This window comes from Pseudaminobacter sp. Soil_N_29 (assembly GCF_057656055.1).
Genome location: NZ_JBDGLC010000010.1, coordinates 180,841 through 203,387 on the forward strand (window position 1 = coordinate 180,841; position 22,547 = coordinate 203,387).

Below are 22,547 nucleotides of genomic sequence, written 5' to 3' on the forward strand. Positions count from 1 at the left end.
ATGCCGGCACCACCGCGGCACCGGCATTCGCCCTCTGTCAGAGCCTGGTGAGATCCTGGGCAATCGCCAGCCGCAAAACCTCCGCCAATTCGCGCGCCGCCCGGTCCTCGGCGTCACGCTCGGCGCGCAGGGCCGCAAAGGACTGGCGCGGAATGTCGAAAGACGACGTGATGCTGCGCTTGCCCAGCCCGACGACCCTGCCCGTGGCTATTTCCCTCAGGACGTAGTTCGAGGTCAACGTCATCGTGCCGGCAGTCGGCTCGTCCTCGGTCGGACGCTGGACGACGGCAGCCGCAGCCTTACGCTGGGTCACGTCGAGATCAAGCGAGTAAAGCGGGGTCGCCGGCTGGCCAGCGCCTCCATTGAGACCGAAGATAAGCTTGTTGCGCACCTGCTGCGCATAGCGGGTCTGCACCGGCTTGACGGCGACCGTGCTCAAGCCGGCAGAAGTCGCCCCGATTGCTGCGCCTTCCGGCGTCGGCGCCACCGAGTAGAGCGGCCGGACGGTGCAGGCCGAAGCGGTTGCAACGGCAAGCAACACACCGATGGCTGCGAGACTGCGTGACAGGGGGCTCCTGGAGCTGCGCGTCTGGTCAGGCAACGACATTGACGATCCTTTGCGGCACGACGATCACCTTGCGCGGCGTCTTTCCTTCCAGCGCCTTCTGGACTGACTCCAGCTCCAGCACTGCCTTTTCGACCGCAGCTTGGTCTGCGTCGCGGGCAATTGTCAAATCCGCACGCTTCTTTCCGTTGACCTGCACCGGGTAGGTGAAGTCGTTGTCCACCACCAATGCCGGTTCGAACTGCGGCCAGGGGCGTTCCGCGACCAGATCCTTGCCGCCGAGCGCTGCCCAGCATTCCTCGGCCAGGTGCGGCATGAAGGGCGCGATGAGATGCACGAGGATTTCAGATGCCTCGCGCGCTGCGGCCTTCAGCGCCTCGTCGCCCTTGCCTTCAGCGATCTCGCCCACCGGGCCCGCAAGGGCATTGGTGAGTTCGTAGATGCGCGCGATGGCGCGGTTGAAGGCAAGCTTCTCGACATCCTCGCCGACCGCCTTGAGCGCCTTGTGAGCGGCCTTCGAAACCGCACTGGCGCCGCCGTCGCGCGCCGGAGCCGGCTGGACGCCGGAAAGCGCCTCGGCTGCCATGGAAATCACGCGCCAGACGCGCTGCACGAAGCGATGCGCGCCGGCCGCGCCGTCGTCGGTCCACTCCACGTCGCGCTCCGGCGGCGAGTCCGACAGCATGAACCAGCGCGCGGTGTCGGCGCCGTAACCGTCGGTGATCTCTTCCGGGCTCACCGTATTCTTCTTCGACTTCGACATCTTCTCGAGCGTGCCGATGGTAGCGGGCTTGCCCGTGGCGATCTCGACGGCGTGGCGTATCGTCCCGTCGGTCTCCAGCCGCACCTCGGTCGGCGACAGCCAGCGGCCGTCCTCGGCCTTGTAGGTCTCGTGCACCACCATGCCCTGCGTGAACAGGCCCTTGAACGGTTCGGCGAGGTCCAGATGGCCCGTGTCGCGCATGGCACGGGTGAAGAAGCGCGAATAGAGCAGGTGCAGGATCGCGTGCTCGATGCCACCGATATACTGGTCGACCGGCAGCCATTCATTGGCGGCCTTGGGGTCGGTCGGCTCGTTTTCCCACGGCGCGGTGAAGCGGGCGAAATACCAGGACGAGTCGACGAAAGTGTCCATCGTGTCGGTTTCGCGGCGCGCGTCCTTGCCGCAATTCGGGCACTTCACATGGCGCCAGGTCGCATGGCGGTCGAGCGGATTGCCCGGCTTTTCGAAGTCGATGTCGTCCGGCAGCTTCACCGGCAGGTCGGCGCGCGGCACCGGCACCGTGCCGCAATCCTCGCAGTGAATCATCGGGATCGGGCAGCCCCAGTAGCGCTGGCGCGAGATGCCCCAGTCGCGCAGGCGGAAATTCACCTTGCGCTCGCCCACGACGTGGTTGCCGATGGTCTTCTCGCCCAGCCGCTTCGCAACCTCGTCAAAAGCCTGCTTGGGCTTCATGCCGTCGAGGAAGCGCGAATTGATCATCACGCCGTCGTCGGTATAGGCCTCTTCGGTGATCTGGAAGGTGGCAGCGTCCCCGTCTTCCGGCATCACCACCGGGATCACCGGCAGGCCGTATTTGTTAGCGAAGTCGAGGTCGCGCTGGTCGCCCGAGGGGCAGCCGAAGATCGCGCCCGTGCCGTAGTCCATCAGCACGAAATTCGCCACATAGACCGGCAGCGTCCAGCTGTCGTCGAAGGGGTGGGCGACACGGATGCCGGTGTCAAAACCCTTCTTCTCGGCGGTTTCGAGAACTGCCACCGAGGTGCCCATGTGATGCACGTCCTCGATGAAGGCGGCAAGCTCGGGGTTTTTCTCGGCGGCCTTCTTGGCCAGCGGGTGGTCGGCGGCAACCGCCATGAAGGAGGCGCCGAAGATCGTATCGGGGCGGGTGGTGTAGACTTCCAGCTCGGTTTCGCCATTCGGCGCGGTGCCTTCGGCGATCGCCCAGCGGATCAGCATGCCTTCCGAGCGGCCGATCCAGTTCGACTGCATGGTGCGAACCTTCTCGGGCCAGTCGTCGAGGCCATCCAGGGAATCCAGCAGGTCCTGCGCATAATCGGTGATCTTGAAGAACCACTGCGTCAGCTCGCGCTGCTCGACCAGTGCGCCCGAGCGCCAGCCGCGCCCGTCGATGACCTGCTCATTGGCGAGCACCGTCATGTCGACCGGGTCCCAGTTGACCTTTGACGACTTGCGCGTGACCAGCCCCTTCTCGACCATGTCGAGGAACAGCATCTGCTGGCGGTGGTAGTAGTCGACATCGCAGGTGGCGAACTCACGCGACCAGTCGATCGACAGGCCCATCACCTTCAGCTGCGCGCGCATGGTGGCGATGTTGTCGTAGGTCCAGTCCTTGGGATGGACCTTGTTCTGCATGGCGGCGTTCTCGGCCGGCATGCCGAAGGCGTCCCAGCCCATCGGGTGCAGCACGTTGAAGCCCTTGGCGCGCTTGTAGCGGGCCACCACGTCGCCCATCGTGTAGTTGCGGGTGTGACCGATATGGATGCGCCCCGACGGATAGGGGAACATCTCCAGCACGTAGTATTTCGGGCGCGGGTCGTCGTTCTTCGCTTCGAAGAGCTTCTTGGCGTCCCAGGCCTTCTGCCATTTGGGCTCGGTCGCGCGCGGATTGTATCGTTCGGTTGCCATCGGATGTTTTTCACTTAAAAGCGTGCATGGAACCGGGGCGAAAACCCGCGGTTCAGGAAATCGTTGTCGGGTGTTCATCATGGATTCCCGGACCCGTCAACTCCGGCAGGGCCGGAGCCGGTCAAAAAGCAGCAGGGCCAGGGCATGGAAAAGTCGGTGGAACAGCTTCTCGAGGTCAAGCGAAAGATTGCCGCCGCCGAGCGCGAGGCAGAGCGCCCCGAGGGCGCCGCAACGCTTGTGGCCGTCTCCAAGACCTTCGACGCCGACGCCATCCGCCCTGTGCTCGAAGCGGGCCAGCGTGTGTTCGGCGAGAACCGCGTGCAGGAAGCGCAAGGCAAGTGGCCGGCGCTGAAGCAGGAATTCCCGGATATCGAACTGCACCTCATCGGCCCGCTTCAATCCAACAAGGCCAAGGAAGCGGTGGCGCTGTTCGACGTCATCGAGACGGTGGACCGCGAAAAGATCGCCGCCGAGCTTGCCAAGGAAATCGCCAGGCAGGGGCGCTCGCCTCGCCTCTACGTCCAGGTCAACACCGGCTCCGAGCCGCAGAAGGCCGGCATCGAGCCGCGCCAAGCGGTGGAATTCGTCAAGCGCTGCCGTGACGTTCACAATCTCGCGATCGAAGGCCTGATGTGCATCCCGCCGGCGGAGGAAAACCCCGGCCCGCACTTCGCGCTGCTTGAAAAGCTGGCGCGGGAGGCCGGGGTCGAGAAGCTGTCCATGGGTATGTCTGGCGACTACGACATCGCCGTCGCATTCGGCGCCACCAGCGTGCGCGTCGGCTCGGCGATTTTCGGCGCCAGGTAACTCCCGTGGCGGCGGGCCGCGCCAGCCTTGCCATACTGGACGAACAAACAAAAAGGCCGGAGTAACCTCCGGCCTCTTTCATTTGCGCCCGTTGAAGCTCAGTCGACGGAGACGATCTTGCCGTCTTCCCACTTGAACAGCGAGAAGCTCGGCGAGCTGAGGTCGCCGTTTTCGCCATAGGTCAGCTTGCCGATGGCAGTGGCAATCGGCTCGCCCGACTTGATCGCAGCGGCGACCGCTGCCGTATCGTCGGCCTTGCCAGCCTTCTCGATGCCCGCCTTGAGAACCTCGACCGCCGCATAGGCGTTGAGCGTGAAGGCTTCCGGCGGAATGCCCTTGTCCTTCAGCACCTGCACGGCTTCGGCCGAATCCGGGTTCTTCAGCGCATCGGTGGCGTTGGTGAACAGCGTGCCGGCAGCCGCCTGGTTGCCGATCGCCCAGTATTCGGTGTTGGAGAGGCCTTCGCCGCCGATGATCTGCGCCGTCACGCCGGCGTCGGCGAGCTGGCGGGCAAGCAGGCCGCCTTCGGGGTGGTAACCGCCGAAATAGATGACCTCGGCGCCGTCCTTCTTCAGACGACCGACAATGGCCGAGAAGTCCTTCTCGCCTGCGGTAAGCCCTTCATAAAGCACTTCGTTGACGCCGCCAGCATTGAGACCGGACTTGAAGGAGTCGGCAAGCCCCTTGCCGTAGGTTCCCTTGTCGTGGATGACCGCAACCTTCTTGTCCTTCATGTGGTCGAGGACGTATTTGGCAGCGACTTCCGCCTGCTGATCGTCGCGGCCGCAGGTGCGCAGCACATTGGCCAGGCCACGATTGGTCAGATCCGGCGCGGTGGCGGTCGGCGTCACCATCAGCACGCCGTTTTCGGCGAAGACGTCCGAAGCGGGCATCGCAACGCCCGACGTCACCGGGCCGACGACATAGTGCACGCCGTCGCCCACCAGATTGTTCGCGGCCGACACTCCCTGCTTGGGATCGCCGGCATCGTCGGCCAGCTTGAGCACGACCTTTTCGCCGAGAATGCCGCCATTCTTGTTGATCGTGTCGACGGCCGCCTCAGCGCCGTTCTTCACCTGGTCGCCATAGGCGGCGACGGGACCGGTCAAAGGCGCCACCAGGCCGATCACGATATCCGCACGCGCGGACGACGCCGCAACGACCAGGGACGCGGCGAATGCAACGCCAGCAAGCAGTTTCTTTGTATTCACGTCAATCCTCCTCCGAATAACCTCAGAAAACCCTCAGGAATACTGGGCTCGACCAAGTCTGTATTCGCGCATAGCCATTCGCCGTCGCATTGGCAATCAGCCACGCCCGACAGTGTCACAGGCTCATAGCCTAGCCCAGCATGGCCGCACCAACAATGGCGCTACCGGCGCCAGCGTGTTTCCTCGGCGTCAATGCATCACCCGGGCTTCACGCCATGCGCTCGGGAGAGACCCTTTTTGCCTTGTGGGTGTAGTAATGCGACACGCGGGGATGATTTCCGAGCGCCGTCGGCCGATAGCCATTGCCCTCAAAGCGCTTTTCGATTTCATGGCACAATGCTGCCCGGTCGACCGCCTCGGCCATGATGGACCGGGTGCCGGGGGTCCAGAACCTGCCGAAACCCGTCCGCTCGTCATGGGTCCGGCCAAGTACCTTGCCATCGACTGTCACGGGGATGGGAATCTGAAGCCCGACGAGGCTGCGCAGGCGGCCCAGCATCCATGCCAGCGCCAGATCCGCCAGCCGATTGTCATCGCCATAGCCGCCGCCGACATCGGAATGCACGCCGGGGAACCAGCATTGTTCGATGATCTGGCCGGACCCGCCGTCGACGTCGTCCCACAAGACGGGAGCGAAGACCTTGCGGTTCTCGTCGATCGACAAGGCCTGGAGCCCGACAGGAACGCGGGTGGACAATTCCGTGTCGTGGAACTCGTGCCGATAGGGGTTCACCACGTTCATGATGCCGGGCAACCCCAGCGCCTTGACGGTGTCGAAGACGCCGATCACATCAGGCGCCACCGGGACAGCACCATATTTGTCGGCAAAAGCTTTCCCGGCCGCTTTCCGCTGCGCCGCGTCCCTGATCTTGTAGGCCGCGACCGCCTCCTCGGCGATCCGCCGGCGGCGGGCGGCGTCTTGGCTGTCCCTGTCTTGCGAAAGCCGGACACCGCCCTCCAGGGTCGCAATGCCGCATGTCGAAAGCACGCCGCCAAGGCACCGCACGGTATAGGCGCCGCGGCTGAAGCCGAAGAAGCCGATCCTCATGCCGGGCTCCCAGCGCATCATCAACGCTTCGTAGCACTCGACGATGTTGGCCGTGATGCCCCAGCCGGTTGCCTTGCTCCACAGATTTCGCAGCTTGCGGATCAGGGAGTCGGCTCCGGCAGCCAGCGCCTCGTCGTCGTCCGCAAGCTCCGGAGGGGCGCCAAGACCCGCGTCATAAAACACTTCGAAGCCCGGCAGTCCTTCCGCGGCGAGAAACATGCGAAACACGTTTGTGTTCAGGGCCGAGGCATCGTCCCTCACGCCACGCTGGCCTGTGCCATCGGAGAAGATCAGGCACCATCTTTCATCAGACATGAGCATCCCCCGAAAAAGAACCCAATGGAAGCTTACTAACAACACCTCCATTCAGCAATGGAATCTGCTGCCAAGCAGCAATATTGCTCGCGGCTCAAGTGTGCCATTTATGAAAAACGCGATCTATTCATCGCAAAACCGGGACCAATTCTTACATCAATCAATGCGGCAGCAGGAATTCGCCGTCGACGTTGCGCCATTCGTTCGGGGCAATGAGCCGCCTGTGCACGTAACGGACCGAATGCAGGGGCCCCTCGAGCCTCTCCTCCCAGAAGCGGATGAACCGGAACAATCCAGGGAACTCGGGCGCCAGGTCGTAATCCTGCCAGACGAATGTCTGCAGCAGATGCGGATGATCGGGCATGTGGTAGAGAAACTGCGCCGTGGTCAGCCCATAGCCGTTGAGCATGAGTTCCAGTTCGGAAATGTCCTGCATGGCCTTTCACCCGCCTCCTTCCGATTTATCCCACTATAGCGGATCATACGGCTGGACGCTTCAACGTCAACGTGAACGCGCATCGCGCCAAAGAGTTTCGGGCATTAAATCAATAACTTGGCAGCACTCGTGAAGAAGAGTGCCAGTGCGGGGCGGACGAGTGCCGGAGCTTGCGTTTTCCTCGACGCCGGGCATTCTCCGGGTCTAATATTGTTACTATTGGCGGAATGATATTAATTGAGCCCGAACATGGAGCGCGCCACCGCGCGGTCGGTGCGCGAGAATCGTGGGGAGTGAAAATGTCCGATACCAATGTCTACCGCGTTCAGCCCGGGTGGAAGAAGAACGCGCTGCTCGACGACGAAACCTACCTCAAATGGTATGCCGAGAGCGTGAAGAACCCAGACAAGTTCTGGGGCAAGCACGGCAAGCGGATTGACTGGTTCAAGCCCTACACCAAGGTGATGAACGCCTCGTTCTCCGGCAAGGTCTCGATCAAGTGGTACGAGGACGGCGTCACCAACGTCTCCTACAACTGCATCGACCGCCACCTGAAGAAGCGCGGCAACCAGACCGCCATCATCTGGGAGGGCGACAACCCCTACGACGACAAGAAGATCACCTATAACGAGCTTTACGACCACGTTTGCCGGCTGGCCAATGTGCTGAAAAAGCACGGCGTGAAGAAGGGCGACCGCGTCACCATCTACATGCCGATGATTCCGGAAGCCGCCTATGCGATGCTGGCCTGCGCCCGCATCGGCGCCATCCATTCGGTGGTGTTCGGCGGCTTTTCGCCCGACGCGCTGGCCGGCCGCATCGTCGACTGCGAATCCACCTTCGTCATCACCGCCGACGAGGGCCTGCGCGGCGGCAAGACCGTTCCCCTGAAGGACAACACCGACAAGGCCATCGACATCGCCGGGCGCCAGGGCGTGGTGGTCAAGAATGTGCTGGTGGTGCGCCGCACCGCCGGCAAGATCGCCTGGTTCTCCAATCGCGACCTCTGGTACCACGACGAGACCGCGGCGGCGAAGCCGGACTGCAAGCCCGAGAACATGAAGGCGGAAGACCCGCTGTTCATCCTCTACACCTCCGGCTCGACCGGCAAGCCCAAGGGCGTGCTGCACACCACCGGCGGCTATCTCGTCTATGCCGCGATGACCCACCAATATGTGTTCGACTACCATGACGGGGACATCTACTGGTGCACCGCCGATGTCGGCTGGGTGACGGGCCACAGCTACATCCTCTACGGCCCGCTCGCCAACGGCGCCACGACGCTGATGTTCGAGGGCGTGCCCAACTACCCGACGCCGGGCCGGTTCTGGGAGGTGGTCGACAAGCACAAGGTCAACATCTTCTACACCGCCCCCACCGCAATCCGCGCGCTGATGGGCGCCGGCGACGATTGGGTGCAGAAGAGCTCGCGCAAGAGCCTGCGTGTGCTGGGCTCGGTTGGCGAGCCGATCAACCCGGAAGCCTGGCAATGGTATTTCAATGTGGTCGGCGAGAAGAAGGTGCCGATCGTCGACACCTGGTGGCAGACCGAGACCGGCGGCATCCTGATCACGCCGCTGCCCGGCGCCACCGACCTCAAGCCCGGCTCTGCCACCCGGCCCTTCTTCGGCATCGTGCCGGAACTGGTCGACAATGAGGGCAATGTGCTGGAGGGCGTGGCCGACGGCAACCTGTGCATCGCCCGCTCCTGGCCGGGGCAGATGCGCACCGTGTATGGCGACCACGAGCGCTTCATCCAGACCTATTTCGCCACCTACAAGGACAAGTATTTCACCGGCGACGGCTGCCGCCGCGACGCCGACGGCTACTATTGGATCACCGGCCGGGTCGACGACGTCATCAACGTATCGGGCCACCGCATGGGCACGGCCGAAGTGGAATCGGCGCTGGTCAGCCACGACAAGGTGTCGGAAGCGGCCGTCGTCGGCTACCCGCACGACATCAAGGGCCAGGGCATCTACAGCTATGTCACGCTGATGGACGGGGTGGAGGCGAGCGAGGACCTGCGCAAGGAACTCGTCGCACATGTGCGCAAGGAGATCGGCCCGATCGCTTCGCCCGACAAGATCCAGTTCGCGCCGGGCCTGCCCAAGACGCGCTCGGGCAAGATCATGCGCCGCATCCTGCGCAAGATCGCCGAGGACGATTTCGCAGCCCTGGGCGATACCTCGACGCTGGCCGACCCGGCCGTTGTCGACGACCTGATCCAGCACCGGCAGAACAAGAAGGCATAACTCGCCACTTGCACAGCGGATCACCGGCCCCCACATTGGGCGACATGTTCAACCAATCGAAAGGAGGTGATCCGATGTCGAGTGATTTCGTTTTCCTGCGTGAGGTCTCGGCGGATTGCCTTCGCGGGGAGCAGCCTCTCCGTTGAAGTGCATGACGTGCGGCAGGCGAGCTCTTGAGAGCCCTTGCTGACGACCGCACGCCGGACGAAAGAACGGGCCGCCGCTTCACAGGAAGCGGCGGCCTTTTTTGTCTCCTGTCGACAGCGGCCAGATATCAGAAGTCGCTGGCGATGCCTTTTATTTCCCAGTCGCCATAGCGCACCGGTTCCTTGCCGCCCCGCCCGCCCAGCTCGCGCGGGACTGCCGCCTCCTGCTCGAGATAGGCCATTCGGCGCGCCTCGGCTTCCTGCAACGCCCGCTCGGCGGCCGGCGTCAGTTTCTTCGGTTCGGGCGTGGCTTCGGCGGCCTCCATTTCGGCGCCTTTTGCGAGTTGCTCAGCCATGGAAACTCCTGGCGATGTGATTGAAACCTGACGAGTTGCTACCCATCATATAGCCAAAGATGGACCGGGGATCGACTCGTTCCGGCGGCCCCAACTGGAGACCACGAATGAATCTCATTCGCACCGCAATGCTGTTGGCCTTCATGACCGCGCTGTTCATGGCCGTTGGCTATCTGATCGGCGGCGCCAACGGCATGATGATCGCCTTCCTGATCGCTGCGGCAACCAACCTGTTCAGCTACTGGAACGCCGACAAGATGGTTCTGAGCATGAACCATGCCGTCGAGGTCGACGAGCGCAGCGCCCCGGAATACTACGCCATCGTGCGCGAGCTGGCGAAAAGGGCGGGCCTGCCCATGCCCAAGGTCTATCTCATCGACAATCCGCAGCCAAATGCCTTCGCCACCGGGCGCAACCCGCAGAACGCGGCGGTCGCAGCCACCACCGGCCTTTTGGAACGGCTCTCGCACGAGGAAGTGGCCGGCGTGATGGCGCACGAGCTTGCCCATGTGCAGAACCGCGACACGCTGACCATGACGATCACCGCCACGCTGGCCGGCGCCATCTCCATGCTGGCCAACTTCGCCTTCTTCCTCGGCGGCGGCAGCAACCGCGAAAACAACAATCCGCTAGGCATGGTGGGCATGCTGGTGGCGGTCATCGTCGCGCCCTTTGCCGCCATGCTGGTGCAGATGGCGATCAGCCGCACCCGCGAATATTCGGCAGACCGGCGCGGCGCGGAAATCTGTGGCCAACCGCTGTGGCTGGCTTCAGCCCTTGACAAGATCGCCCGCAGCGTCGAACGCATCCACAACCCCGAAGCAGAGCGCAATCCCGCCATGGCGCCTCTATTCATCATCAATCCGCTTTCCGGCGAGCGCATGGACAATCTGTTTTCAACCCACCCCGACACCGAAAATCGCATAGCTGCGCTGCAGGAAATGGCCCGTGAAGGCATGGGCGGCGGCGGCATGAGCAGCCGCGACGTGAACATTCGTCCGAGCGCGGCGCGCGACACCGCTCCGCGCGGCGAAGGCGGACCGTGGGGCTCGCCTAAGCCTTCGGAGCCCGATTCCGGGCCTTGGGGACGCAATCCGACCGGGCCGAAGGGTCCGTGGTCGTGAAGGTGGACGAGCGGCGGCGCGCGAAACCCAAATCGTCAAGACCGGCAGCCCCCGATCGCGAGGGCGGCAATGGCGCGCCCGGCCTTGCCGCGCGCAAGGCCGCGGCCAAGCTGCTGGCGGCAGTCATCGACGCCCATACCTCGCTCGACGGGCTCACCGACCACGATCATGGCCATCCGCAGTTTCGCGCACTCGACATGCGCGACCGCGCGCTGGTTCGCGCCATACTGGTCACCGCGCTGCGCTATCGGCGCACAATCGCCAACCTGATCGCCGCGAGGCTGGAGCGGCCCCTGCCGGCCAATGCCACCGCATTGTCCCATATATTGCATGTGGCGGCCGCGCAGATCCTGTTCCTCGACATTCCCGACAGCGCCGCGGTCGACCTTGCCGTCACCCACGCCAAGAGCGATCCGCGCACCGCGCGCTTCTCGGGCCTGGTCAACGGGGTGCTGCGTTCAATCGCGCGCGGCAAGGAGGCCGAGCTTCCGGCCACGCTGGCCGCCACGCAGGACGCGCCGGACTGGTTTCGCGACCGCCTTGTGGCGGCTTACGGCGCTGAAACCGCCACGCACATCCTCGACATGCACCGCATCGAGGCGCCGGTCGACTTCACGGTGAAATCCGATCCCGAGGGATGGGCCGAAAAACTCGGCGGCATCGTGCTGCCCACCGGCTCCGTCCGCGTCGGGCGGCTTGCGGCGGACGTGCCGGACCTGCCCGGCTTTGCCGAAGGCGAATGGTGGGTGCAGGATGCCGCTGCCGCCCTGCCGGCCCGCCTGTTCGGCAACGTCGCTGGCCAGCACATTGCTGATCTCTGCGCCGCACCTGGCGGCAAGACGGCCCAGCTTCTCGCTGCAGGCGCCCGCGTCACGGCCATCGACAGTTCGAAAAACCGGCTGGCGCGGCTGGAGCAGAACCTCGCGCGGCTCGGCTACACAGCCAGGACCGTGCATGCGGACATTCTGAAATTCGAGCCCGAAGAGCTTTTCGATGCGGTTCTTCTGGATGCTCCCTGCTCGTCCACCGGCACGGTGCGCCGCCACCCCGACGTGCCCTGGGCCAAGACGCCCGAGGACATCGCCAAGCTTGCCGACCTGCAAAGCCGTCTTCTGGCGCGTGCCGTCTTGATGGTGAAGCCCGGCGGCCGCATCGTTTTTTCCAACTGCTCGCTCGATCCGCTGGAAGGTGAGGCGATGCTCACAGCATTGCTCTCAGGATCGACGTCGATTGCCAACGACCCTGTCCAGCTCGGCGAGGTCCCGGGAATTGACGCTTTCCTGACCCCACAAGGCGCGCTTCGCACCACGCCGGCCGACCTGGACACGGGAAAGCTTGAACTTTCCGGGCTCGATGGTTTCTTCGCGGCACGCCTGCGCCGGCTGACGTGAGACGGGCACGTCTACACGTTATGGTTGCGATGCAAGGCGAGCACTTATCCACAGCTGTAGATTGTGGTTAAATTCGCCTTCGCATCAGGCGTTGAATCAGATAAAATTTTCTCTTTTCGATTGCATTCCTTGGAGGGACGGTTTTTGTCGATTGCGGCAGGCAACACGGCAGAGCTTGGGACGCTCTTGGCCAAGGAGCTTTGGCGCAAGACCCGCCTCCGCCTGCGCGTGGGCCCGATCTATCGCTGGCGCTTTTCCGGGCGCACGCCTGAGCGCGTGCTGATCGCGCCGCCAGACCTGCGCCTTGCCGACCAGCAGATTGCACTGGAAATCTACTACGGCCGTTTCCCCTTCGCCGGCCATATGGTCGAGACGGGCGGCCAATCGCCCTTCCACGTTGAAGTGCCCCATCGCGGCTGGAACAGATCGCTGCACGGCTTCCGCTGGCTGCGCCACATGCGCGCCGCAGGCACTGAGCTGGCCGCAGCCAATGCGCGGGCACTGGTGGGCGACTGGATCTCCACGCATGGCGGCCATATTGCCGGCACCGCATGGGACCCGGCCATCACCGCCAGGCGCATCATTGCCTGGCTGCAGCATTCCTCGGTCGTGCTGCAGGGGGCGGAGTTCCCTTTTTACCGCAGCTATCTGAAGTCGCTGGCGCTGCAAATTCGCTATCTCCGCTCCATGGCGCGCGAGATGCCAGACGGCGAGGAAAGGCTGCGGGCCCGGATAGCGCTCGCCTTTTCCGCACTGTCGCTGCCTGCGCCGGCGTCGGCGCTGCGCAGCGCCACGCGCAATCTTTCCGAGGAGCTTGAGCGGCAAATCCTGCCGGACGGCGGCCATATCTCGCGCAACCCGATGGCAGTGCTCGAGTTGCTGGCCGACCTTCTGCCGCTGCGCCAGACCTATGCCAACCAGGCCGAAGCGCCGCCGGAAGCGCTGATCGGGGCGGTTGAACGCATGCTGCCGGCGCTGCGCTTCTTCCGCCACCAGGACGGCAGCCTCGCGCGCTTCAACGGCATGGGCGTGACAATTCACGACCGCATCGCCGCTATCATGCGCCACGACGAAACGGCCGGCGCGCCGCTGCTGCACGCACCGCACTCCGGCTACGAGCGGCTTTCGATGGGCCGCACGACGGTGATCGCCGATACGGGCCTGCCGCCACCGAGCGAGGTTTCGAACAAGGCCCATGCCGGCTTCCTGTCCTTCGAGATGTCGGCCGGCCGCCAGCACTATGTCGTCAATGCGGGGATCGACGCCTATGGCGCGGAAGAACTTCGCCCGCTTTCGCGCGCAACCGCCGCCCATTCGACTGCCGCCCTGAACGACAGCTCGTCGGCGCGCTTCAACCATTCGCCGCGCGTCCACGACCTGCTCGGCGCGCTGCTGATCGGCGGCCCGCGACAGGTTTCCTGCGAGCGCACAGACGCTTATGGAACCCAGGGTTTCGTGGCCCGCCACGACGGCTATCTGATTCGCTTCGGCATATTTCACGAGCGCGAAATGCAGTTGTCTGCAGAAGGCGCGCTTGTCTCCGGCGCGGATCGTTTCCTGCGCGAGGACGGCGCGCGCCCGCTCAATGATGGCCGCGACCACGTCACCATCCGCTTTCACCTTCATCCGGACGTCGAACTGCTGCGCGGCGACAATGGGCAGCTTGTGCTCTCCGCGGCCAACGCCGCGCCTTGGATTTTCACCTGCCACGAGGTCGTGCCGCAGGTGGAGGAATCGATCTTCTTCGCCGGCGTGGGCGGTCCGCGGCGCAGCCGCCAGATCGTGCTGTCGTTCAAGGCCTCGCAGCGGCCCGAGGTCCACTGGCAGCTTGCGCAGGCCCATGGCGCTGCCGCCCAGCACGGCTAGAGCATCCGGCGGCTCGACTCGCAGCGATTTTACCTTTGCGGCGTTTGAATTCGGGGGTGGCTGTGCTAGGCCGCCCGCATCCAGCAAAACCAGCCCGAAAGGCCCGCTCCCATGGCCGTCGCCTCCAAGAAAATCCCCGCTCCAGACCTGGTTCCCGTTCGCCGCGCGCTGCTGTCCGTCTCCGACAAGACCGGTCTGATCGACTTCGCTGCCGCTCTTGCCAAGGCCGGCGTCGAGCTGGTGTCGACCGGCGGCACCGCCAAGGCCATCGCCGCCGCCGGTATCGCCGTGCGCGACGTTTCCGAGCTCACCGGTTTTCCCGAGATCATGGACGGTCGCGTGAAGACGCTGCACCCTTCGGTCCATGGCGCGCTGCTCGGCGTGCGCGACGACCCCGAGCATGCCGAAGCCATGCACGCCCACAACATCCAGCCCATCGACCTGGTGGTGGTGAACCTCTACCCCTTCGAGGAAGTGCGCCAGTCCGGCGGCGACTATGCGTCGATCGTGGAGAACATAGACATCGGCGGGCCAGCCATGGTGCGCGCTTCGGCCAAGAACCATGCCTATGTCGCCATCGTCACCGATCCGGAAGACTACGCTCCGGTCCTGAATGCGCTCGAGCTGAATACCGGCAGTCTCTCCTACGAATTCCGCCAGAAGCTGGCAGCCAAGGCCTTTGCCCGCACCGCGGCCTATGATTCGGCGATCTCGGGCTGGTTCGCCGACGCACTCGCCATCGAGCATCCCATCTGGCGCGTCTTCGGCGGCAAGCTCGAAAACGTCATGCGCTATGGCGAGAACCCGCACCAGCAGGCGGGCTTCTATGTCACCGGCGAAAAGCGCCCCGGCGTGGCCACCGCAAGGCAGCTGCAGGGCAAGCAGCTCTCCTACAACAACATCAACGACACTGACGCCGCCTTCGAGCTGGTCGGCGAGTTCGACCCGGCCCGTTCGGCGGCAGTCGCCATCATCAAGCACGCCAATCCCTGCGGCGTCGGCGAGGGTGCTAGCCTGAAGGACGCTTATCTCAAGGCGCTGGCCTGCGACCCGGTCTCGGCCTTCGGCGGCATCGTCGCGGTGAACCGCCTGCTCGACGCGGAAGCCGCCGAGGAGATCGTGAAGACCTTCACCGAAGTGATCATCGCCCCCGAGGCCAGCGAGGAGGCGCAAGCCATCATCGCCGCCAAGAAAAACCTGCGGCTGCTGGTGACCGGCGGCCTGCCCGACCCGCGCGCGCCCGGCATGGGGGTGAAGTCGGTGGCCGGCGGCTTGCTGGTGCAATCGCGCGACAATGCGGTGGTCGACGATTTCGAGCTGAAGGTGGTGACCAAACGCGCGCCGACCGAGCGCGAGATGGCCGATTTGCGCTTCGCCTTCCGCGTCGCCAAGCACGTGAAATCCAACGCCATCGTCTATGTGAAGGACGGCGCCACCGTCGGCATCGGCGCTGGCCAGATGAGCCGCGTCGACTCCTCGCGCATTGCCGCGCGCAAGGCGCTGGACGCGGCGGAAGCCGCCGGCATCGCCGAGCCGCTGACCAAGGGCTCCGTGGTCGCCTCGGACGCCTTCTTCCCCTTCGCCGATGGCCTGCTGTCAGCCATCGAGGCGGGCGCCACGGCGGTCATCCAGCCGGGCGGCTCGATGCGCGACGACGAGGTGATCGCCGCCGCCGACGAGCATGGCATCGCCATGGTGTTTACGGGCGTGCGGCATTTCCGGCACTGAGGCCGCTCCCGAGCAAGTAAGTACCCCCACCCCTTACCCCTCCCCACAAGGGGGAGGGGACGATTTCGTCGCCGTAGCTATCAAGAAGGGCGGATGGTGGCGCTGAGAGATCGGGCGTCACAGTCCCCCTCCCCCTTGTGGGGAGGGGTCAGGGGTGGGGGTATTCAAGATTCCCCCACCCAAAAAGCACTCACTTCGCCCTGTCCGCCGGATAGGGCGTCGGCCACAGCACCGCCATGCCCACCACCAGGAACACGACGATGACCGTCATGCCGAGCCTCGGCGTGCCGGTCACTGCCGTAATCGTGGCATAGAGGAACGGCGCCAGGAAACTCGTGGCGCGGCCGGCAAGCGCGTAGATGCCGAAATAGCGCCCCGCCTCGGCGGGCGTGACGCTGCGCGCCAGATAGGAACGCGAGGAAGCCTGCACCGGGCCGAAGGCAAGGCCGATCAGCAGCCCATAGAGAATGTAGGCCTTTTCCGCGGGCGTCGCGAAGAAACCGCCGGTGTCCGCTCCGTCGAGCTGCAGCGCGCCGAACAGCGTGTAACCCGGCCCAGTGGAAAGGATGCCAAGCGTCGCCACGATCAGCATGGTCAGCGCGATCATCACCACCTTCTTCGAGCCGAGCGCCGTATCGAGTCGGCTGGCTGCCAGGCAGCCGAAGATCGCCACCACGTTGAGGATGATGCCGAACAGGCCGATCTCGGTGATGGACCAGCCGAACATGGCGGCCGCGAACACGCCGCCCAGCGCGAGCAGTGCGTTGACGCCATCCTGGTAGATCATGCGGGCGACGAGGAAGCGGAGGATGCCGCTGCGCCGACGCACTTCGCCGAGCGTCGATTTGAGCTCGGCGAGGCCGGCGCGCACCGCCGGCCGCAGCGCCTTGCCCTTGGCGCTATCCGGCGTGAGGAGGAACATCGGCAGGATGAAGACGAGATACCACAGCGCCGAAAGCGGGCCGGTGGCGCGCGCATCCTCGCCGAGCTTCGGATCGAGGCCGAACAGCGGCTCGGCGCCGATCAGCGTGAGGCCTGTTTCCGGCGAGCCGGCCAGCAGCAGGATCACGAAGACCAGCGCTATCATGCCGCCGACATAACCTAGCCCCCAGGCGATGTTGGACACACTGCCGATCTCGGCCTTGGGCACCAGCCGCGGCATCATGGAATCGTTGAAGACGATGGAGAACTCCGCCGCCACCGAGGCGAGCGAGAAGAACAGGATCACCGGCAGCAGCGGCGAGCCGGGCGCCGCATACCAGAGCATGCACAGGCTGAAGATCTTGATCACCGCGAAGAAGGCAATCCAGGGCTTGCGCTGGCCGGTGTGGTCGGCAATCGAGCCGAGCACCGGCGAAAGAATTGCTATGGCGAAGCCGGCCGCCGCGATGCCATAGCCCCAGGCCGCCTGGCCCATGGCCGGATCGGCTGCCATGCGCGACACCACATAGGGACCAAAGATGAAGGTGGTGACCACCGTGAAGAACGGCTGCGCCGCCCAGTCGAAGAACATCCAGCCCCAGATGCCGGCGCGCGACGCCCTGCTGCTCTCCATGCTGACCTCGGCCATGTCCCCTCCCATGCAGGACGCGGCGCATCCTGCATGGATGCGCGCGGGCGGTTCTGCTCCGAACCGCTTCGTGTGCCTGTTGTCGACGGCCAGCGGGCGGCCGTCAACCGGTCAGATCACTCATCAGCCCGGAAGCCACGGTCAGACGGGAGACGCTGATGTCGCCGCCCTCGGTCAGCCCCTGCAGGCGCTCGCGGACCCGCAGGACGCGGCCGCCGCCGGCCTCCAGCCACGCCGCCACCGGATCGGGCGCCGTGCCGAAGCCGGCCAGCGCCGCGACCGCCATGCCGCGCCGGGCGGCATCGATTGTGTCGATGGCGCGCGACAGCGCCAACTCGTCATAGTAGTCCGAAGGCGTGATCGCCCGCGCGGCATCTTCCATGCGCGCGATGCGGAAGGCATCGCTGACCGCGAAGAAGGCTCTTGCCGCCGTCGCGAGGTCGGACCTGGCGGCCTGCGCCACCAGCGATATGTCCGGGATCAGCTCGGCAATGTCGCCAAGCGCCAGCCGCTCGGCCAGCCCTTGCGGAGCCCCGGCGGCCACCAGATCGTCGCGGCGAGCGGCCAGGCGTGCCTTGCTGAAAGCTGGCAGCAGCTCGGCCAGTCTCGGCTCCAACGCCTGGCGCGCCTCGGCAAGCGCTGCGATCTCCCGGTCGATTGGACCTTCGCCCGCCGCATTGCGCAGATACCAGCTGGTGGTAACGAAGATCAGCCGGCCAACGGACTGGTAGAGGTTGAGCTGGACCTGCCCGTCGATGCAATTGTCGAGCGCGTCGATCTCGCCATAGAGGGCAGGCAGGTCAAAACCTTCCCGCACCACCACGAAGGCGCGCACCACGTCGGCCGCACTGCAGCCGGTGGTTTCCTGCAGCCGGTTGACGAAGGAAGGACCGCCGCGATTGACCACGTCATTGGCCAGCACGCGCGCGATGATCTCGCGGCGCAGCCGGTGGCCCTTGATCTCGCCGGCATATTTCTTCGCCATCCGTTCGGGGAAGTACCCCATCAGGTCGCGCTCGAAATGCGGATCGTCCAGAAGGTCGCTGCTGACGATGTCGGAAAACAGCACGATCTTGGCATAGGCGAGCAGCACGCCGAGCTCGGCCCGGGTGAGCGGCTCGCCGCGCGCTTCGCGTTCGGCAAGTGCTGCCGCCGAAGGCAGGAACTCGACCGCGCGGTCGAGCAGGCCGCGCGCCTCCAGCGCGTTCATGAAGCGGCCCTGATGGGCGATATCCGCCAGACCGCGCTGGCGTTGCAGCGATAGCGCCAGCGTCTGCTGGTAGTTGTTGGCGAGCACCAGTTCGGCGACCTCGTCGGTCATCTCGGCGAGCAGCTTGTTGCGGGCGGGCCGGGTCAGCGCGCCTTTCCGCATGGCCGAGGCCAGCGCGATCTTGATGTTGACCTCGACGTCCGACGAATTCACGCCGGCCGAATTGTCGATGGCGTCGGAGTTGCAGCGGCCGCCGCGCAGGCCGAACTCGATGCGCGCGCGCTGGGTGACGCCGAGATTGGCGCCCTCGCCGATCACCTTGGCGCGCAAGTCTGCGGCCGTGACGCGGATGGCATCATTGGCGCGGTCGCCCACCTCCAGGTTGCTCTCGCCGGTGGCGCGCACATAGGTGCCGATGCCGCCGAACCAAAGCAGGTCGACCTCCGCCTTGAGGATCGCGTTGATGATCTCGGTGGGCGAGGCAGTCGTCCTGGCAAGACCGATGGCCTTGGCCGCAGGCGCCGGCAAGGTCACCGACTTCTGGCTGCGCGAAACCACGATGCCACCCACCGACAGTCTGGTCTTGTCATAGTCCTGCCAGCTCGAGCGCGGCAGCGCGAACAGCCGCTTGCGCTCCGCAAAGGCGGCGGCCGGGTCCGGATCAGGATCGATGAAGATGTCGCGATGGTCGAAGGCAGCGATGAGACGCGTCTGCTGCGATAGCAGCATGCCGTTGCCGAACACGTCGCCCGACATGTCGCCCACGCCCACCACCGTGAATGGCGAGGTCTGGATATCGCGGTTCATCTCGCGGAAGTGCCGCTTCACCGCTTCCCAGGCGCCGCGCGCGGTGATGCCCATCTTCTTGTGGTCGTAGCCGGCCGATCCGCCAGAAGCGAAGGCATCGTCCAGCCAGAAGCCATGCGCCTCGCTGATGGCGTTGGCCGTGTCGGAGAAGGTGGCTGTGCCCTTGTCGGCGGCGACGACGAAATAAGGGTCGTCGCCGTCGCGGCGCGTTACGCCCTCGGGCGGCACGACCTGATCGCCTTCGATGTTATCGGTCACCGAAAGCATGCTGGAGATGAAGTTTACGTAAGCGGCCTTGCCAGCCTCGAACACCGCGTCGCGGCTGCCGCCCACGGGCAGACGCTTGGGATAGAAGCCGCCCTTGGCGCCCACCGGCACGATGACCGCGTTCTTCACCTGCTGCGCCTTGACCAGCCCCAGTACCTCGGTGCGGTAGTCCTGCGCCCGGTCGGACCAGCGCAAGCCGCCGCGCGCAACAGGACCGAAGCGCAGATGCACGCCCTCGACCTCCGGTCCATAGACGAAGATCTCGCGCCAGGGCCTTGGCTCGGGCAGGCCGTCTATCGCGCGCGAGTCCAGCTTGATCGCCAGCGACTGGCCCTTCTGCTTCGTATCACCCACGAAATAGTTGGTGCGAACAGATGCTTCGATGAGGTTGAGGTAGCGCCGGATGATGGTGTCGTCGTCGATGTTCGGCACCTGCTCCAGCGCATCCTTGATCGAGGACTTGAGGTGCATCGCCGTCACGTCCCCGTCTTTCGCTGTCGGGTCGAAGCGCGCAACGAAAAGCTCGAACAGGGCGCGTGCGATCTGCGGGTAACGGTTCAGCGCCGCGGCGATGAAATCCTGGCTCTGCGAAATGCCCGCCTGCTGCAGGTAGCGCCCATAGGCACGCAGGATGCCTATTGCCGGCGGTGGCAGCGCGGCCGTTTGCGCCAGCGCATTATAGCCGTCATTGTCGGCATCGCCGCGCCACACCGACAGGAATACTTGCTCGAACAGCGCTCCATCATCGGACAGGTCGACCGGTCCCTTGAAAGCATTCTCCAGTTCCATGTCGTGGATGAAAACAGGGCCGCTTGCGTCGTTCCCCACTTCGAAGGTGCGCTCGCTGATCACGCGGAAGCCGGCATTTTCCAGGATCGGTACGCGCCGCGACAGCGCCACCGGCGTGCCATGATGATAGATCTTCAGCGACGCCTGCTCCGGCGTCTGGCCATGGTCGCGGTAGAAGTCGACGGCGATCGGCGTGCCGGCGTCGATAGAGACGATCTGGCGCGCATCTGCCAGGGCTTGTCCGGGCGTGAAGCTGTTGCGGTAGCTTTCGGGGAACTGGCCCGCGATCCTCGCCAGCCCCGTATCGGTGCCGGACGCCGCCTCGGCCTCGACCAGCGCATCCTGCCAGGTGCGCACGATGCAGCGGATCGCCGCTTCGATCCTGGCCTGCTCGACCTCGGGCGTCTTGCCGCCTGAACGGCCGATGATGAAGTGAATGCGTGTCAGCCGGCCGTCCGGGAACGCCGGGTAAAAGGCTGAGACCCGACCTTCGAACACGGTCTTCAGATATGTGCCAATTTTTTCGCGAACGTCCGAATCGTAGCGGTCGCGCGGCACGAAAACGAGCACCGAAACGAAGCGGTCGAACTGATCTGCGCGCACCAGGGCGCGCACGCGCGGCCGCTCGGTCAGGCCCAGGATTGCCTCGGCGTTCCTGCTCAGGGTCGGGATCGAGGTCTGGAACAGCTCGTCGCGCGGATAGCTCTCCAGCACGTTCATCAGCGCCTTGCCGGAATGGTCGGCGGGGTCGAAGCCGGAAGCGTCGAGAACAGTCCGCGCCTTTGAGCGCAGATAGGGGATATTCATCACCGAGCGCGTATAGGCGGTCGAGGTGAACAGGCCGACGATGCGAAGCTCGCCGGCCAGCCTGCCCTTCTCGTCATAGGTCTTCACCCCGATGTAGTCGAGATAGGCGCGCCGGTGCACCACCGACTTTCCGTTGGCCTTGGTGACGATCAGCGGGTCCGGTCCGTGCAGGAAAGCCCGGATTTCCGGCGTGGTGATGCTGTCGCCGCCGGCGTCGCGCCGCAGCACCAGCACCTCGGGACTGGCGAGGATGCCGAGCCCGGGCTTGCCGGCCCGATCCAGAGTGCCGGTCCTCTCGCCACCCGTGTAGCGGAACTCACGCATTCCGAGGAAGGTGAAATTGTCATCGCGCAGCCATTCGAGGAAGGCGATGGCCTCCGCCACCGCGTCCTTCTCCAGCGGCGTCTCGCCGCGGCGGAACTGCGAGATCGTATGATCTAGCAGCGCCAGCATCGGCTTCCAGTCGGTAACCGCCTTGCGCACCTGCGCCAGCACGTTGCGCAGCCGCTCCGCCAGCGCCGCCGCCTGCTCCTCGCCCAGCGCCTTCACATGGACATGCACGACGCTCAGCCGGTCGGCGCCACGGTCATCCTCATTATGCAGGCTGCTTTCGCCCAGCACCTCCTCGACACCGTCCGTGCCGTGCCGCACCAGCACGATCGGGTGAGTGACGAGCGTCGGCTCGCCGACGCTGTCGTTGATCTCGCCGAGGATCGAATCGAACAGGAAGGGCATGTTGTCGTTGACGACCGTGATCACTGTCAGGGGGCGACCGTCGAGCTGAACAACAGGATCGCGATCGATGGCGATCACCGTGTCGCCCTTGTGGTGCCCGGTGACGGCGCGTTCGGCCAGTCCCGCCGCCCGCGCAAGTACGGATGCATCATAGGCGGCGACGTCCTCGACCGGCGCGCGAAGCAACAGATAGTCGGCAAGCCTGCCCGTTCCCGGCGAACTTTTCGATGGAGAGGTCTTTGGGGCGGTCGACTTCGGATTGGCGCTGCCTGTCATGATGATGAAACTCCCCCATCATTCCTCACGCTGTCGCGGTCGAGGTTAGCAGAAGAAGTGCATGCGACGCCACGAAATGAGATCAAAAAGCGCATCTTCGGGAGGGCGCGGGGCGGCGGCCTTCTGAACGCAAAAAGCCCCGGCTTGGGGCCGGGGCTTTCTGGATCTGGTTGCGGGGGTTGGATTTG

14 protein-coding genes are annotated in these 22,547 nt (G+C 64.8%); 6 read left to right on the forward strand and 8 right to left on the reverse strand.

All coding sequences use genetic code 11. The features are described 5' to 3' along the window. Positions 1-37: 37 nt before the first annotated feature. Together lptE and leuS are read right to left on the reverse strand one after the other, a co-directional pair. Positions 38-607, reverse strand: a complete 570-nt coding sequence (lptE, locus tag AC3A4H_RS21210) for an LPS assembly lipoprotein LptE (RefSeq protein ID WP_487768482.1) — start codon at positions 605-607, stop codon at positions 38-40. After that, positions 594-3,215, reverse strand: a complete 2,622-nt coding sequence (gene leuS / locus AC3A4H_RS21215) for a leucine--tRNA ligase (RefSeq protein ID WP_487768483.1) — start codon at positions 3,213-3,215, stop codon at positions 594-596. The genes lptE and leuS overlap by 14 nt, the downstream gene beginning before the upstream one ends. Positions 3,216-3,359: 144 nt before the next feature. Between leuS and AC3A4H_RS21220 the strand changes: the two genes are divergently transcribed. Next, on the forward strand, positions 3,360-4,022 hold the full coding sequence (locus tag AC3A4H_RS21220) for a YggS family pyridoxal phosphate-dependent enzyme (RefSeq protein WP_487768484.1): 663 nt from the start codon (positions 3,360-3,362) through the stop codon (positions 4,020-4,022). Between the two features lie 98 nt (positions 4,023-4,120). Here the strand turns inward: AC3A4H_RS21220 and AC3A4H_RS21225 are convergent, their stop codons facing one another. The 3 genes from AC3A4H_RS21225 to AC3A4H_RS21235 all read right to left on the reverse strand — a co-directional run bounded on the left by AC3A4H_RS21225 (position 4,121) and on the right by AC3A4H_RS21235 (position 7,032). Next, positions 4,121-5,233 (reverse strand): ABC transporter substrate-binding protein, encoded by a 1,113-nt coding sequence (locus AC3A4H_RS21225; RefSeq protein WP_487768485.1) that lies wholly within the window; start codon positions 5,231-5,233, stop codon positions 4,121-4,123. Positions 5,234-5,441: 208 nt separating this feature from the next. Then, positions 5,442-6,596 carry a T6SS phospholipase effector Tle1-like catalytic domain-containing protein gene (locus tag AC3A4H_RS21230; RefSeq protein WP_487768486.1) on the reverse strand — a complete coding sequence of 385 codons (1,155 nt, stop codon included), beginning with the start codon at positions 6,594-6,596 and terminating at the stop codon, positions 5,442-5,444. A gap of 160 nt (positions 6,597-6,756) precedes the next feature. Beyond that, entirely contained in the window at positions 6,757-7,032 is a 276-nt protein-coding gene (locus tag AC3A4H_RS21235) for an usg protein (protein ID WP_348780873.1), read from the reverse strand. Positions 7,033-7,331: 299 nt separating this feature from the next. Between AC3A4H_RS21235 and acs the strand changes: the two genes are divergently transcribed. Next, a complete protein-coding gene (gene acs / locus AC3A4H_RS21240; protein WP_348780874.1) occupies positions 7,332-9,287 on the forward strand; it encodes an acetate--CoA ligase in 1,956 nt (651 codons plus the stop codon). A gap of 274 nt (positions 9,288-9,561) precedes the next feature. On the opposite strand, the gene AC3A4H_RS21245 is transcribed toward acs, so the two are convergent. Next, entirely contained in the window at positions 9,562-9,789 is a 228-nt protein-coding gene (locus tag AC3A4H_RS21245; protein WP_487768487.1) for a DUF1674 domain-containing protein, read from the reverse strand. Between the two features lie 107 nt (positions 9,790-9,896). Here AC3A4H_RS21245 and htpX point away from each other — a divergent pair, with 107 nt between their 5' ends. The 4 genes from htpX (at position 9,897) to purH (ending at position 15,898) form a co-directional block, all read left to right on the forward strand. Further along, positions 9,897-10,913, forward strand: coding sequence for a zinc metalloprotease HtpX (gene htpX / locus AC3A4H_RS21250; RefSeq protein ID WP_487768488.1), 1,017 nt, complete (start codon positions 9,897-9,899; stop codon positions 10,911-10,913). Then, a complete protein-coding gene (locus tag AC3A4H_RS21255) occupies positions 10,904-12,304 on the forward strand; it encodes an RsmB/NOP family class I SAM-dependent RNA methyltransferase (RefSeq protein ID WP_487768489.1) in 1,401 nt (466 codons plus the stop codon). Before htpX ends, AC3A4H_RS21255 begins: the two co-directional genes overlap by 10 nt. A gap of 144 nt (positions 12,305-12,448) precedes the next feature. Beyond that, positions 12,449-14,170 carry a heparinase II/III family protein gene (locus AC3A4H_RS21260; RefSeq protein WP_487768490.1) on the forward strand — a complete coding sequence of 574 codons (1,722 nt, stop codon included), beginning with the start codon at positions 12,449-12,451 and terminating at the stop codon, positions 14,168-14,170. Positions 14,171-14,281: 111 nt separating this feature from the next. Next, positions 14,282-15,898 (forward strand): bifunctional phosphoribosylaminoimidazolecarboxamide formyltransferase/IMP cyclohydrolase, encoded by a 1,617-nt coding sequence (gene purH, locus AC3A4H_RS21265; protein ID WP_487768491.1) that lies wholly within the window; start codon positions 14,282-14,284, stop codon positions 15,896-15,898. Positions 15,899-16,088: 190 nt separating this feature from the next. Here purH and AC3A4H_RS21270 read toward each other — a convergent pair whose 3' ends face one another. Together AC3A4H_RS21270 and AC3A4H_RS21275 are read right to left on the reverse strand one after the other, a co-directional pair. Continuing rightward, on the reverse strand, positions 16,089-17,468 hold the full coding sequence (locus AC3A4H_RS21270; protein ID WP_487768492.1) for an MFS transporter: 1,380 nt from the start codon (positions 17,466-17,468) through the stop codon (positions 16,089-16,091). A 103-nt stretch (positions 17,469-17,571) separates the two neighbouring features. Beyond that, entirely contained in the window at positions 17,572-22,359 is a 4,788-nt protein-coding gene (locus AC3A4H_RS21275) for an NAD-glutamate dehydrogenase (protein WP_487768493.1), read from the reverse strand. Positions 22,360-22,547 lie beyond the last annotated feature (188 nt).

What these genes read in the sequence shown, in the direction of transcription:
- lptE (WP_487768482.1), bottom strand. Translation starts at nt 607, where the DNA reads ATGTCGTTGCCTGACCAGACGCGCAGCTCCAGGAGCCCCCTGTCACGC.
- leuS (WP_487768483.1), bottom strand. Translation starts at nt 3,215, where the DNA reads ATGGCAACCGAACGATACAATCCGCGCGCGACCGAGCCCAAATGGCAG.
- AC3A4H_RS21220 (WP_487768484.1), top strand. Translation starts at nt 3,360, where the DNA reads ATGGAAAAGTCGGTGGAACAGCTTCTCGAGGTCAAGCGAAAGATTGCC.
- AC3A4H_RS21230 (WP_487768486.1), bottom strand. Translation starts at nt 6,596, where the DNA reads ATGTCTGATGAAAGATGGTGCCTGATCTTCTCCGATGGCACAGGCCAG.
- AC3A4H_RS21235 (WP_348780873.1), bottom strand. Translation starts at nt 7,032, where the DNA reads ATGCAGGACATTTCCGAACTGGAACTCATGCTCAACGGCTATGGGCTG.
- acs (WP_348780874.1), top strand. Translation starts at nt 7,332, where the DNA reads ATGTCCGATACCAATGTCTACCGCGTTCAGCCCGGGTGGAAGAAGAAC.
- AC3A4H_RS21245 (WP_487768487.1), bottom strand. Translation starts at nt 9,789, where the DNA reads ATGGCTGAGCAACTCGCAAAAGGCGCCGAAATGGAGGCCGCCGAAGCC.
- htpX (WP_487768488.1), top strand. Translation starts at nt 9,897, where the DNA reads ATGAATCTCATTCGCACCGCAATGCTGTTGGCCTTCATGACCGCGCTG.
- purH (WP_487768491.1), top strand. Translation starts at nt 14,282, where the DNA reads ATGGCCGTCGCCTCCAAGAAAATCCCCGCTCCAGACCTGGTTCCCGTT.
- AC3A4H_RS21270 (WP_487768492.1), bottom strand. Translation starts at nt 17,468, where the DNA reads ATGGCCGAGGTCAGCATGGAGAGCAGCAGGGCGTCGCGCGCCGGCATC.
- AC3A4H_RS21275 (WP_487768493.1), bottom strand. Translation starts at nt 22,359, where the DNA reads ATGACAGGCAGCGCCAATCCGAAGTCGACCGCCCCAAAGACCTCTCCA.